The organism is Nonomuraea typhae (assembly GCF_009760925.1).
GTDB lineage: Bacteria > Actinomycetota > Actinomycetes > Streptosporangiales > Streptosporangiaceae > Nonomuraea > Nonomuraea typhae.
This window is the reverse complement of sequence record NZ_VRLV01000021.1, coordinates 18,530-31,869: the sequence shown is the minus strand read 5'-3', so window position 1 is coordinate 31,869 and position 13,340 is coordinate 18,530. Positions and strand designations below refer to the sequence as shown.

General features: G+C 67.2%; 13 protein-coding genes. 7 read left to right on the top strand and 6 right to left on the bottom strand.

Annotation, left to right across the window (positions count from 1 at the left end):
* Positions 1-20 precede the first annotated feature (20 nt).
* From FVE25_RS48315 to FVE25_RS48305, 3 genes are read right to left on the bottom strand one after another with little or no spacing between them, the layout of a single operon-like run.
* Positions 21-263 (bottom strand): transcriptional regulator, encoded by a 243-nt coding sequence (locus FVE25_RS48315; protein ID WP_157254297.1) that lies wholly within the window; start codon positions 261-263, stop codon positions 21-23.
* 21 nt (positions 264-284) lie between these two features.
* Positions 285-491, bottom strand: coding sequence for a helix-turn-helix domain-containing protein (locus FVE25_RS54135; RefSeq protein ID WP_181019957.1), 207 nt, complete (start codon positions 489-491; stop codon positions 285-287).
* The gene (locus tag FVE25_RS48305) at positions 488-979 is read right to left on the bottom strand and encodes a sensor histidine kinase (RefSeq protein ID WP_157254296.1); all 492 of its coding nucleotides are present in this window, start codon (positions 977-979) and stop codon (positions 488-490) included. The genes FVE25_RS54135 and FVE25_RS48305 overlap by 4 nt, the downstream gene beginning before the upstream one ends.
* A 166-nt stretch (positions 980-1,145) precedes the next feature.
* On the opposite strand from FVE25_RS48305, the gene FVE25_RS48300 reads away from it, so the two are divergent.
* Together FVE25_RS48300 and FVE25_RS48295 are read left to right on the top strand one after the other, a co-directional pair.
* Complete coding sequence (locus FVE25_RS48300; RefSeq protein WP_157254295.1) at positions 1,146-2,333, top strand: C40 family peptidase; 1,188 nt, start codon at positions 1,146-1,148, stop codon at positions 2,331-2,333.
* A gap of 19 nt (positions 2,334-2,352) precedes the next feature.
* Positions 2,353-3,786 (top strand): glucosaminidase domain-containing protein, encoded by a 1,434-nt coding sequence (locus FVE25_RS48295; RefSeq protein ID WP_219825985.1) that lies wholly within the window; start codon positions 2,353-2,355, stop codon positions 3,784-3,786.
* A 53-nt stretch (positions 3,787-3,839) separates the two neighbouring features.
* Here FVE25_RS48295 and FVE25_RS48290 read toward each other — a convergent pair whose 3' ends face one another.
* Entirely contained in the window at positions 3,840-6,926 is a 3,087-nt protein-coding gene (locus tag FVE25_RS48290) for an AfsR/SARP family transcriptional regulator (protein WP_181019956.1), read from the bottom strand.
* A gap of 271 nt (positions 6,927-7,197) precedes the next feature.
* Between FVE25_RS48290 and FVE25_RS48285 the strand changes: the two genes are divergently transcribed.
* Together FVE25_RS48285 and FVE25_RS48280 are read left to right on the top strand one after the other, a co-directional pair.
* Entirely contained in the window at positions 7,198-7,485 is a 288-nt protein-coding gene (locus tag FVE25_RS48285; RefSeq protein ID WP_157254293.1) for a putative quinol monooxygenase, read from the top strand.
* Between the two features lie 280 nt (positions 7,486-7,765).
* A complete protein-coding gene (locus FVE25_RS48280; protein WP_157254292.1) occupies positions 7,766-8,179 on the top strand; it encodes a hypothetical protein in 414 nt (137 codons plus the stop codon).
* Positions 8,180-8,382: 203 nt separating this feature from the next.
* On the opposite strand, the gene FVE25_RS48275 is transcribed toward FVE25_RS48280, so the two are convergent.
* Entirely contained in the window at positions 8,383-9,384 is a 1,002-nt protein-coding gene (locus FVE25_RS48275) for a magnesium and cobalt transport protein CorA (protein WP_181019955.1), read from the bottom strand.
* A gap of 186 nt (positions 9,385-9,570) precedes the next feature.
* On the opposite strand from FVE25_RS48275, the gene FVE25_RS48270 reads away from it, so the two are divergent.
* From FVE25_RS48270 to FVE25_RS48260, 3 genes are read left to right on the top strand one after another with little or no spacing between them, the layout of a single operon-like run.
* Positions 9,571-10,995: a serine hydrolase domain-containing protein gene (locus FVE25_RS48270; RefSeq protein WP_219825984.1), complete on the top strand. Its 1,425-nt coding sequence runs from the start codon at positions 9,571-9,573 to the stop codon at positions 10,993-10,995.
* Positions 10,996-11,024: 29 nt separating this feature from the next.
* Positions 11,025-11,744 (top strand): MerR family transcriptional regulator, encoded by a 720-nt coding sequence (locus FVE25_RS48265; RefSeq protein ID WP_157254289.1) that lies wholly within the window; start codon positions 11,025-11,027, stop codon positions 11,742-11,744.
* Between the two features lie 19 nt (positions 11,745-11,763).
* Positions 11,764-12,906, top strand: a complete 1,143-nt coding sequence (locus FVE25_RS48260; protein WP_281367984.1) for a serine hydrolase domain-containing protein — start codon at positions 11,764-11,766, stop codon at positions 12,904-12,906.
* A gap of 161 nt (positions 12,907-13,067) precedes the next feature.
* Here the strand turns inward: FVE25_RS48260 and FVE25_RS48255 are convergent, their stop codons facing one another.
* Positions 13,068-13,331 (bottom strand): hypothetical protein, encoded by a 264-nt coding sequence (locus FVE25_RS48255; RefSeq protein ID WP_157254287.1) that lies wholly within the window; start codon positions 13,329-13,331, stop codon positions 13,068-13,070.
* Positions 13,332-13,340: the final 9 nt, after the last annotated feature.

Here is a 13,340-nt window from a genome sequence, read left to right as displayed (position 1 = left end):
GCAGGCATAGCTCGGCCCTTTCACCCGGTCTGCGTGAGATTGAGCGCCTGGGCGATCTCAGCGTTGGACAGCTCGCGCGCCGGCAGCTTCAGAGCGTCGAGTTCACGTTCGGTGAGGGCGGCGAGTGCCTCGGGCGCGGGCCCAGGGGTCGCGGCGAAGGCGGCGATGAGGCGCCGCGTGACGGTGGGAGCCGGCCTGGACTCACCCGCGGCGACCACGCGGACGGCTTCGGCAAGCTGGTCGGGGGTGTTCAGGATGAGCACGCTCGGGGTGTGGCCAGGCACTCACGATGCGGCGCGTGGCCTCGACGCCGGTGAGGCCGGATATGCGCACGTCCATAAGGACGACGTCGGGGCGCAGGCTGAGGGTGGCAGCGACGGCTCGCTCGCCGTCAGCGGGGCCTCGCCGACCACGGTGAAGCCGGGGCGGCGGGTGAGGGTGGCGCGGATGGGTTCCTGGTCGTCGGCGATCAGCAGCCGGATCGGGGTCATGGTTCCTGCCAGGTGAGGGCGCCGACGTGCTTGAGGACGTTGGTGAGCGCCTCCTGGATGATGCGGTAAGCAGCGATCTGGAAGGCGTCCGGCGTGTGGAGGCTGCCGGGTACGGTGATCTCCATCCGGCCCCCGCCGGCGGTCAAAGGGATGTCGAGGTGCGCCGGCGACGGTTGCGGGCCGTCGTGCTCGTCGGTCAGCAGGCCGACCATCCTCCGCATCTCGGTCAGGGCGGTGTCGGCCGAGGTTCCGATGACGGCCAGGCCCGGTTCGCCGGGCAGGGTCTCGGCGGTGGAGCGGGACCGCATGGCGATGACGCTGACGTGGTGGGTGATCAGGTCGTGCAGGTCGCGGGCGATGCGGGCGCGTTCGGCCGCGACGGCGCGCCTGGTGCTGCGCTCCTGCTCGGCGCGCAGGCGTACCGCATAAAGGTGGGTACGGCGGTGCGCGAACCGTCCTCTCCAATCAAGCTCGACTTCTACCGCCAATTCCTGAGCCGGGGCCTATAGGCGGCCTCTAGGCGGGACTCGCCTCCCTATAGCCAGGTTGCAGGTGCTTTGCAGCGGCCCGCGCAAACCTTGTCGTGACGGTGAAACCACCCGAAACGACAAGGTGCGAAGTGCCTTGCGGCTCTGATCACATGAGGAGACGAGCATGAAATCCTTCACCAAGCTCTGCCTGTTTGTAGCGGCTACCGCCACCACGCTGGCCGGCACCGCCGCGACCACGGCGTCCGCAAGTGCCAAACCCACGCCCTCACCCTCGCCCGAAGTCAGTTTAATGTTCAACTGCGCAACCTATGCGGCGAACAGGACGACTTCGCGGAGCGAAGCCCTGGTGCGGGCGCAGACCTGGATCGACGCGCGAGTGCCGTACAGCCAATCGGCTTGCCACGGAAACCAGTACGGCGAATACCGGACAGATTGTTCGGGCTACGTCTCCATGGCGTGGGGCCTGCGCCACTCCTACACCACCGCCACCCTCTACCAGGTCACCCACGAGATCCCCCGCAGCGACCTCCGTCCAGGCGACGCACTCAACCGGCCGGGCGACCACGTCGCGCTCTTCCTGCGCTGGGCGGACGCCGCGAAGACGAAGCCGGTCGTCCGCGAGCAGGCGGGCCCCAACGGCGCTCCGACCACGGAGCGGACGTGGAGCGCGGCGACCGCCAACACGTACACCCCGATCCGCTACAACAACATCGCCGAGGACGCGGCGGCCGGGTCGTCGTTGTCGGGTGACGGTAAGGCTGACTTCATCACGGTTCTGCCGAGTGGTGAGGTGAAGGCGTGGCGTAACGGCGCCGGTTTCGCGGCCATGCCGTGGGATGCGGATGCGATCATCGCCACCGGCTTCACCAAGGACAACGTCCAGTTCGCCGACCTCGACGGCGACCGGAAGGCTGAGATCATTCAGGTCTTGCCCAGTGGCGAGGTGAAGGCGTGGCACAACGGCGCAGGATTCGCCGCCATGCCGTGGAATGCGGATGCGATCATCGCCACCGGGTTCACCAAGGACAACGTGCAGTTCGCCGATCTGGACGGCGACGGCAAGGCCGAACTCACCACCGTCTTGCCCGGCGGCGAAGTCAAGGCGTGGTACAACGGCGCAGGCTTCGCCGCCATGCCGTGGAACGCCGACGCGATCATCGCCACCGGCTTCACCAAGGACAACGTGCAGTTCGGTGACCTGGACGGCGACGGCAAGGCCGAACTCACCACCGTCCTGCCCGGCGGCGAAGTCAAGGCGTGGCACAACGGCGCAGGCTTCGCGGCCATGCCGTGGAACGCCGACGCGATCATCGCCACCGGCTTCACCAGCCGAAACTACAAACTCGCCTGACTGCATCGAGGAGAAAACCATGAACAGCGCCAAAATGGCGAAGAAGGCCGGCGCCGTCGCCCTGATCGCCTTGTTCACCGGAGCCTTGTTCACGGGCTCCGCGCAGGCGGAAAGGTCACCTGACGGACTGCCGCCCGTCGACCAGTCGACCCAGCAAAAGAACCGAGAAGCGGCGCTTTCCTCCACGCAGCGGAGCCTGGCCGCCTACCAGGAGGAATTCATCAACGCCGCAGGACCCGCAGCCCAAGCGGTCCAAGCTGAATTCCGTGTCCCCGCCTCGGTGGCCACGGGGCAGGCGATCCTGGAATCCAACTGGGGTCGCAGCACATTATCGGTGAACGACAAGAACTATTTCGGATTCAAATGTACGAGCCCAGGCGCCCCGGGCCCGATCGCGATCGGCTGCCACAAGTACTCGACCACGGAATGCACGCCCACCTGCCACACGGTGGACGCGTACTTCCGGGTGTACGCCTCGATGCGGGACTCGTTCCGAGACTACGGAAGGCTGCTGAACAGCAATCCGGTCTACGCGCCGGCCTTCCAGCATCTGAACGATCCGGATGAGTTCATCCGGAAGATCGGCGCCCACTACGCGACCGACCCGCAGTACGCCAACAAGGTCATCTCCCTGATGCGCAACTGGAACCTGTACCGCTTCAACACCCCGATCGCGGCCGGGTCGTCGTTGTCGGGTGATGGTAAGGCTGACTTCATCACGGTTCTGCCGAGTGGCGAGGTGAAGGCGTGGCGTAACGGCGCCGGTTTCGCGGCGATGCCGTGGGATGCGGATGCGATCGTCGGCACCGGGTTCGCCGAGGACAATGTGAAGTTCGCCGACCTCGACGGTGACGGCGATAAGGAGCTCATCACGGTCTTGCCGAGTGGCGAGGTCAAGGCGTGGCGTAACGGCGCCGGTTTCGCGGCCATGCCGTGGGATGCGGATGCGATCATCGCCACCGGCTTCACCAAGGACAACGTCCAGTTCGCCGACCTCGACGGCGACCGGAAGGCTGAGATCATTCAGGTCCTGCCCAGCGGCGAGGTCAAGGCGTGGCACAACGGGGCCGGATTCGCCGCCATGCCATGGAACGCCGACGCGATCATCGCCACCGGCTTCACCAAGGACAACGTGCAGTTCGCCGACCTCGACGGCGACGGCAAGGCCGAACTCACCACCGTCCTGCCCGGCGGCGAAGTCAAGGCGTGGCACAACGGCGCAGGCTTCGCCGCCATGCCGTGGAACGCCGACGCGATCATCGCCACCGGGTTCACCAAGGACAACGTGCAGTTCGGTGACCTGGACGGCGACGGCAAGGCCGAACTCACCACCGTCCTGCCCGGCGGCGAAGTCAAGGCGTGGCACAACGGCGCAGGCTTCGCCGCCATGCCGTGGAACGCCGACGCGATCATCGCCACCGGCTTCACCAGCCGAAACTACAAACTCGCCTAACCCCACCCGGTCGGAGCTCCTGGCGGTCGCACTCGCCAGGAGCTCCTCTACGACTACGGCAACCGTACGTGATCCAGCCAGGCCCGCGGATCTATCCGCGCGAGTTCGACCGCCTCCCTGGCCCCGAGAGCGGTGAACATCGAGATCGCCCTGCTCCAGTGGCGTCCGGCGGCCTCCGCGTCCGAGATCGCCCCCGCGGCGGCGAGGTCGCGGAGCGTACGGGCCTGCCAGAGCGGAAGCCCCAGCTCACTCCACAGGCTGAGCGCGTCGGAGAGCAGCTCGCGCGCCGACACGTCATCCCCTCGCGCCAGCGCCAGTTCACCCAACGTCCTGGTGGCCAGCGCGAGCCCGAACCGGTCGCGCTGCTCGGTGAAGACGCGCATGCACGAGTCGAGCAACTCCGACGCCTCAGCGGTACGTCCCGACCGGATCATGGCCTTGGCGCGCGACTGGCGAGCGTACCCGGCGCCCAGCGGGTCACCGGCTTCGTCAAGGATCAGCTCCGCGCAACGGCTCAGCTCAGCGGCCTGCTCGGCCTCGCCCCTCGCTCGATGACAGAGGCTGAGACCACGCAGGGAAAGCGCCTCGCCACGTTTGTCGCCAAGCTCTTGATAGAGCCTCATACACGTCTCGAGCGAGGTGGCCGCGGCGGCCACGTCACCGGTGTCCCGGCTGATCGCGGCCAGACCGTAGAGCGCGGCGGCAGCCGTATCGCGATCACCGGCCTGTTCGGCGAACGCGGCTGCCGCGCTCAACTCCTCGACGGCTTGGTCGAGCTCGCCGAGATCCCGGTGCACCGCACCGAGTCCGACCAGGGCGACCGCCTGGGTGGCCGCGTCCCCGACCGCCTCGGCCTGCCGCCACGCCTGCCGGTAGTGGCGCATCGCCTCGGCGAACTCGTCCTTCTCGTAGTAGAGCTGGCCAAGGCCCGCGAGGATCATCGCCTCATATCCGGGATCGGTCGAGTTCTTGGCCGCCGAGAGAGCCACATCGAGTGTCCGCTGCCAGCTGTCGAACTCGTTGCGTACCGCGAACGGTGAGGACAACAACGAGGCGATCAGCAGCATGGTCATCCCGTCGGCCCCCAGCTCGTGGGCGCGCTCGACGGCCCTGACCACCGCGGCCGTCTCCGACTTGAACCAGCCGCTCGGGTTTCCCTCCACCTCATCGCGCAGCCGGGAATCGAGCTCGGCCTTCGCGGCCGGTAGACGCCGTAGTCCAAGAGTCACCCGGGGCATCTGGCCGGCGCCGACCTCGACCAGCGCCCTCCAGGTGTTCAGCATGCGGTGTAAAGCTTCGTGCATCGGTTCGTGCCGGGCCTGCTCGGCCCCGTAGAGCTGCACAAGATCGTGAAAGCGGTAGCGGACCCGCCCGATCGCGTCGACACCCGCCACGTCCAGCAGCCGCAGGTCGACCAGGTGCTCGACGACGTCCTCCGCGTCGTCGAGCGGCACGTCGAGCAACGGCGCCGCGAGCCAGGATCCGAAGTCCGGCAGGTCAAGCAGCGTGAGCAGGTGGAAAGCGCGCCGGTGCAGGTCGTCGAGCTCGGCGTAGTTGAGCCCAAGGCTCGAGGTGATCGCCAGGTCTCCCACCGCCAGTTCGGCCAGCCTGCGCCGCTCGTCGGACAGCCTGGTCGCCAGCGCCTGCAACGGCCAGTGCGGCCTGGCCAGCAACTTGGCGGCCGCCGCGCGGAGCGCCAGCGGAATGCCTCCGCACAACTGCGCGATGGTCGCCGCGGCCACGGGGTCGGCGGCCAGCCGTTCCGCGCCGATGATCTTACTGATCATCTCCAATGAGGAATCGACGGAGAAGTAATCCAGCTCGACCAGTTCGGCGCCCTCAAGCCCCGTCAACCTGGACCGGCTCGTGATGATGACCAGCCAGCCGGGCGAGCCGGGTAACAACTTGCGGACCTGATGTTCGCTGCTGACGTTGTCCAGCACGATCACCAGGCTCTTGCCGGCGACCCTCCGCCGATAGAGCTCGACGCGGTCTTCCGAGGTGTCCGGCTGCTCAGCTCGGTGCACGCCGAGCGCGCTGAGGAACCGGCCGAGGACGTGCCGGACGCCGAGGTCCTGATCCACGCCGCGCAGGTCGGCGAAGAGCTGGCCGTCGGCGTAGTTCCCGCGCAGCAAATGAGCCGCGTGTACGGCCAGCGCCGACTTCCCCACTCCGCCGAACCCCGAAATCACCACGGTGGGCGTCGCCGTAAGACAGGCCCCGGCAGCACGCTCGGTGAGCCGGCGCAGGCTGTCCAACTGTTCCGTCCGCCCGATGAAGTCGCCGATGTCAGGAGGAAGGTGCCGGGGGACCGCGTACTGGTCCAGCACCGCCGTACCCTGCCCTGTGCTGTGGACACTTCTTGCCTTGGCCGTGACACGGGCGGCGGGCGCAAGCGGATCGAGTGTCCCGCTGAGTATGCGCCCGTGCAGCTCCCTGAGCTTCTCGCCGGGTTCGACCCCCAGCTCGTCCAGTAGGTGCCGACGACCGTCCCGATAGGCCGCGAGGGCGTCGGCCGGACGGCCGCTCTCGTACAACGCGCGCATCAACAGGGCCCGGGCCTCCTCACGTAGCGGATGCTCGGCGGTCAACCTGGCCAAGCGCGCGGCGCCCTCCGAGGGCCTGCCGAGGGCGAGGTCACATCGTGCGAGCCCCTCCTCGACAGTCAAGAGGTCCTCTTCCAGTGCGATGGCCCTGGCCCGGGCGAACTTGGCGTCGACTCCCCCGAACGCGGGGCCACGCCACAGCCCGAGCGCCTGCTCATAATGCTGTACGGCCTCGGCGTAGTCGTTGAGCCGCTCGGATTGCCTGGCCAGGCCGAGGTACTGCCCGTGAACTTCAAGGTCGCTCTCGTCCGGTTCGATGTCCAGGAGATAGCCAGGTGAACGAGTCAGGAGTACGGCCTGCCTGCCGATGGAGGCGAACTCCCTGCGCAGCGACGAAACGTAGGTGTGCACCAGTGCCGTAGCTGATCTGGGCGGTGATTCGTCCCAGATCAGGTCGATGAGCCGCTCGATGGACACGACCTGTCTGGGCAGGAGTGTCAACGCGGCCAGCAGTGCCTTGAGCTTGGCGCCGCCGAGGTTCACCTTGTCGGTGTCCCCCTGGACTTCAACCGGCCCCAGAAATAAAACGCGCATGCGGATCCCCCCAAAAACCCGAGGCCCCCAATATCGCCGACGCGGCGGTTCGTGAAACGTCCGGCCGGAGGATTCCACTTTAGGTTTGCGGAGAGGGGTTGCGCGCGTCGACACGGTCAACGCCATAACGTGATCGGACATATTTATAGCGTTACCGCAGATCGGCGTGCAGGGTGTGCGGCGATGGCAAACCCGGCGCGGACCGATGAGTTTCGCTTCGCTCGAAGGTCATAGCCGGCGACGGCCGGTCCAGACAAAACAAGGAGTGCAGATGGTGATCGTCGCAGGGCACATCGTTGTCGACCCTCAACAGCGTGAGTCCTATCTTGTGGGCTGCGTGAACGTCATCGAACAGGCCCGCCGCACGCCGGGATGCCTCGACTTCACCATCACCGCGGACCTGGTGGACGCCGGGCGCATCAACATCTTCGAACGGTGGGAATCGCGAGCCGCCGTGGAGGCGTTCCGCGGCGACGGCCCCGATGACGAGCAGAGCGCCGAGATGCTGGCCGCCTCAGTCGCCGAATACGACATCGCGGGGGTGCGCTCACTGACGTGACCAGAGCCGACCATGGGAGTTACCTGGATTCGCCGATCATGGGCCAGGCACCTGGTTGAACGCGATGACGCGTGCACGCAGATTGACATGCGGATTTCGTCCTCGAGCCCCGCCTTCCGAACGGCATCGTCCAGCAGGCCGGCGTCACTCGGTCCCGGCTGCACCGGCTCCGCTCTCGCGGCGTCGTATCAGCGGCCGTGTCAGGGCGGTGACGGCCGGCTATCAGCAAGCTCCGCGATGGTTCATGCATCAGCAAGAACGAAACGCCAAGGAGCACAGCATGACCACCACCGCCCTCACCCTCACCGACCAGGACAAGACCACCCTGCGCCTGGCCGCCTGGGGCGCCGTGTCCCTCATGTCGGCCGCCGGCATGGCGGAATCGGCCCACAAGGTCGCCACCCACGGCTCCATCGCCCTGACCTCCGCCACCGGCCCCATCGGCCACGTCCTCAGCAAGGCCCCCAAGGGCGTGAAGTACGGCAAGACCGTCGCCGAACTCGCCGACCAGGTGCTGCCCGCTTTGACGGAAGCCATGACCCTGCTCAAGCGGCAGAACCCCGCCGAAGCGGACAACTTCCGGACGACCGTCGACGTCGCCATCCAGGCCGCCGCCCGCACCCACCAGGGCACCCCCAGCCCCACCCTGGCCGACATGATCCGCAAGATCACCACCGCCCTCGACGCCGCCTGATCCCCGTCCCCGGAAACCATGAACACCACGGACGCTGAGCGCTGAGGGCCCATCTGGGTCACGCTGCGCACCAGAAGTCCGGCGGAATTACGCCGACCCTCAACCAGACGTGCGGGAGTCGAGCAGGATGAGGACGGTGACCAAGATGATCCAGGCGACAATGGCGGAGAGAACGAGCCTGGAGACGGAGAATCTGGGTCGCTTCACAGCCATCCACTCTTACGCAGCAGCCTGTGGACAATGATCACGGCGATGACCATGACGGTCAGGCTCAGGGGGTAGCCGAGCAGCCAGTGCAGTTCGGGCATGTGGTCGAAGTTCATGCCGTATATTCCGGCGATCATGGTGGGAACGGCGATGAGGGCCGCCCAGGAGGAGATCTTGCGCATGTCGGCGTTCTGCTGCGTGGCCACTGCGCTCTGCTGGCGGCCCACCAGGGCCAGGTGGGCGCTCAGCGCGCTGGTGAGCAGTTCGTTGTGCTCGTCGACCTGGGCGTCCACGCGCAGCAGATGGTCCAGGACGTCACGGAACTGCTCCCGCTGGCCCGCGCACAGACGCACCCTGCCTTTGACGATCTCCTCCAGGACCGGGACCAACGGATCCTGAGCGGTGCGGAACTCCAGCACCTCCCGTTTGAGGGAGTAGATGTCCTCCGTGACGTCTTCGTGCTCGCCGCTGAAGACCCGCCGCTCCAGCGCGATGAGGTCGCTTTCGATCTCGCGAGAGATGTGGGAGTAGGTGTCGACGACGCTGTCGCAGATCGCGTACAGCACCCCGGCCGGGCCCGCGGCCAGGAGATCGGGGTCGGATTCGAGTCGGCGGCGGACCCCGGTCAACGGGCCAGCCTGCCCGTGGCGGACGCTGATGACGAAGTCGGCCCCGAGAAACAGGTTGATCTCACCCACTTCGATGTCGGAGCTCTCCTCGACGTACACCAGGGGCTTCAGCACGATGAACAGGGTGTCGTCGTAGTGTTCGAGCTTGGGCCGTTGGTGAGCGTGGATGGCGTCGTCCACCGCGAGCGGGTGCAGCTTCACCTCGCTGGTGATCAGGTCGAACTCTTCCTGCGTCGGCTCGTGCAACCCGATCCACAGAAAGCAGTCACCTCGCGTGCGAGCGGCGTTGAAGGCATCGCTGATGTCGCCGCTGATGGTCTCTCGGACGCCGTCACAGTAGATCGCCTTGTCCACAATCACACCCGGCATTCTCGCCTAAGCCGCCCCTTCGAAGCATGCCGCCCGACCCGACAACCGGCTTAGGCGTTGGAGCGTTGCTCTAGGGCTAGAAGAGCATCACGCTATGGCCTGCCCGGCCCGGAGTGCCCGCACGGTCACCGATTTCCGTCTTCCGCCTTGACCTTGCCCCAGGGGCAAGGTTCGAGGATGCTCTGCATGAACGACAACGCACTGCACACCATCGAAGCCCCGATCCGCGAGCAGATCGCCGCCTACTGCGCGTCCAACGGCGTCCCCGGCTTCGTCACCGGCGTCTACCAGGGCGGCGAGCAGATCATCGTCGCGTACGGCACGGCGAACGCCACCACCGGCGCCCCGATGCTGCAGGACACCGGATTCCTCTTCGGCTCGGTCACCAAGGTCCTGACCACCACGCTGGTCCTTCAGCAGGTCGAGCGCGGCCTGCTGGATCTCGACGCGCCGGTCGTGAGGTATCTGCCCGACTTCGCGCTGGCCGTACCGGGTGCTGCGGACAGGATCCTGGTCCGGCAGCTGATCGGCCACACCAACGGCATCGACGCGGACCTGTACTTTCCCGACGACAAGGGCCGCGACGCCCTGACCGCCTACGTCCGGGGTCTGGCCAGCAGCGGCGGCAGCCTGTTCGAACCCGGCGAGCAGCTCAGCTACTCCAACGGCGGCATGATCGTCGCGGGGCGGCTGCTGGAAGTGGTGACCGGCCTGTCCTTCCCCGACCTGCTGGCGCGCGAGATCTACGGCCCCGTCGGCATGAAGGATTCCAGCACCTCCGCGGAGCAGGCCATCCTGCGCGGCACGGCGATCGGTCACTTCCTGGACCCCGAGACCATGACGGCCAAGCCCACGAACATGTTCACGCTGCCCGACACCTGGGGACCGGCCGGCGGCACGCCGATCGGCACCATCGCCGACCTGCTCGCCTTCGGACGCACCCACCTCGCGGGCGGCGTCTCCCCCTCCGGAGCGCGCGTCCTGTCGGCCGAATCGACCGCCCTGATGCAACAGGTCTCCTATGACATGGGCAGTCCCAACACCCCGCCGATCGGCCTGGGCTGGGTGCTGTACCCGTTCGGCGGCACGACCGTCCTGGCCATGTCGGGCGCCTCGCCCGGCGGCGTCTCCCTGCTGTGCGTCGTGCCCGAACACGATCTGGTCTTCACCGCCTTCGGCAACAACCCCGGAGCGATCATGCTGCAGGACCAGCTCCTGCAGTGGCTGCTGAGCGAGCACCTCGGCGTCCGGATCCCCGACCTGATCGACGACATCGAGCAGGACGTCGACCTCACCCCGTACGCGGGCACCTACCGCTCCAACCAGCTCCGCATCGACATCACCGTCGTCGACGGCCAACTGGAGGAGACGACGACGTACGAACCGGCGGACGCGTCGCAGGAGCGGATCTTCACCGAGTTCGCCGGCGGCACCACTTCCGCGCCACCGCAGCGCTATGTGCCGATCCGGCCGGGCCTGTTCGCACCCGCCGGCTACCCGCTGGAGGCGTTCAACGGATACCTGCGGCTGCTGCTCGTCTCCTTCCACGACGTCCGCGACGGTCAGGCGCGCTTCCGCAACGGCGGCGGCCGCCTGACCCGAAGGGCCTGATCACTCCCACGGGTGGAAGGATGCCCAGCATGCTCACGATTGGCCAGCTCGCGGACTACGCCGGAGTGACCATCAAGGCCATCCGCCACTATCACGCGCGCGGTCTGCTCGCCGAGCCAGACCGCGACTCCTCCGGTTACCGGCGCTACAACGCCCAAGACGCCATCACCCTGGTCAAGATCAGGACTCTGGCCAGTGCGGGCGTACCGCTGGCCCGCGTCAAAGAGCTCCTGGACGCCGACCCGGACACGCTCGCGGCCGCCATCACCGAGATCGATCACGACCTCGACGACCGCATCGCGCAGCTGCGGCAATCCCGCGACCAACTCGCCCAGCTGCGCGGCGGCGACCGCCTCTTCGTCGCCCCCGAGGTCGCCGACTACCTCGACGACCTGCGGGAACTCGGCGTCAGCGAGCGAGGCATCCAGGTGGAACGCGGCGGCTGGATCCTCATGCGAACGGCCTCACCCGAGGACGCCTCCCTGTGGATCGCCGAGAAACTCAGGCTCATCTCCGATCCCGAGTTCCGGGCCCTCTACCTCGAATACGACGCCGCCTACGACTGGTCACCGGACGACCCCCGGCTGCCCGGCCTCGCGGAGCGCACCCGCAAGTGGTTCACCGACCACCCCAGCCCGACCGAGACCCGCCCCACCCAGAACCCGGCCATCGCCCGCCTCGCCGCCCAATCCCAGCCCGGAGCCTCGTCGCCGGCCTGGGACCGCCTGACCCAGCTGATGACCGGCTAGCCACGACGACGGCCACCGTATGGATCAGCGGGACAGCCGGCGCAGGGCGATCTCGAAGGAGCCCGGCGGCCTTCCGGTGTCCGAACGGGGCGGCGCCCTGGCCTTGACGTTCCAGGCCATTGGCGAGGAGCTCGGCGCGCACCCCACCGCGATCGACGGATCTGCGCGCCTGGCAGGTGGACTGCCGTACCGTCCCCCACATCAACGCGGTCGCGGCCGGGCTCCCGGATCTGGAGGATCCGGCTGCCTGCGAGGTCAGGTGCGCATCGGTGGTCGTGCTGCAGCTGGTCGTGGTTCCTTCCGCATGGGCAGCGCCACCAAGACCTTCACCGCCGTCACCATCCTGCACCTGGCCGGCGAGAAACGCATCAAGCTGGACGAGCCCATCGGCACCTACCTGCCCGGCCTGCTGCCCCGCCAGGACGACATCACGGTGCGGATGATCCTCCAGCACACCTCCGGACTGCCCAACTACACCGACTCCCGGCCGATTCCCACCGCGGGCGAGCCGTACCTGAAGTACCGCTGGACCGCATTCACCGACGAGCAACTCGTCGCCGCCGCTCTCAAGCGACCGCTGGACTTCGAGCCCGGCACCCGCTTCGCCTACTCCAACACCGGCTACCTGGTGCTGGGCATGCTGGTCAAGGCCGTGACCGGCAACACCTGGCAGAGCGAGGTGACCAAGCGCATCATCAAGCCACTCGGGCTCAGGCACACCTCGGCCCCCCGCTACTCCACCCGGCTGCCCGGTCCGCACGCACACGGATACATCAAAACGACCAAGGGCTATCTCGACATCACCCGGCTCAACCCGAGCATCGCCGGCGCCGCCGGCGCAATGATCACCACCACCGCCGACCTGACCACCTTCATCACCGCGGTGCAGTCCGGCAGGCTGCTCAAGCCCGCCCAGCTCGCCGAGATGACCAAGACCGTCCCCATCAGTGACCAGCACGGCGCCTACGGCCTCGGCGTCCGGGTGATCACCACGACCTGCCACCGGAAGATCATCGGCCACACCGGAGGAATCCCCGGCTACCTCACAGCCATGTTCACCACCACCGACGGCAAGACCCAGCTGGCCCTGTCAGCCAACGAGACGACCCCACCCGACATGGCCGCCTTCCAGAAACTGATCGACTCAGCCTTCTGCCCCTAGCGATCCGCCCACCGGGCCATCGACCGCAGCGCGATTTCACGGCCTGTCTTGGCTGCCTTGACCTCAAGCCGCCGTTTGAACACCTCGCCGTGAGATCGTCGCGCTTCCAGCAGCAACTCGGCGTTCACCGGCCCCTCTGCGTTCGGCCGGCGTCTCTGATATCAGTCGGTCACCTGCCGGAAGACGATCGTCGCCTGGTAGGCCCCCCTGTGCGTCTCCGAATCAGGCACAGCCATCACATGGGTGCTCAGCACATGGACCCCGGTGTCTTCCAGGGTCGGGCCGTAGAAGTCGCGGGCCTTGTCGAGCGCCAACTGCCGGATCTCTTCCGGCGTCCGACCGGAAACGGTTGCGTGAAAGTCCAGCGGAAAGGCTTCGGGGCTGTCCAGGAAGATGAGGTAACTGTGTACCTGAGAAGCACTCATGACTGGAGA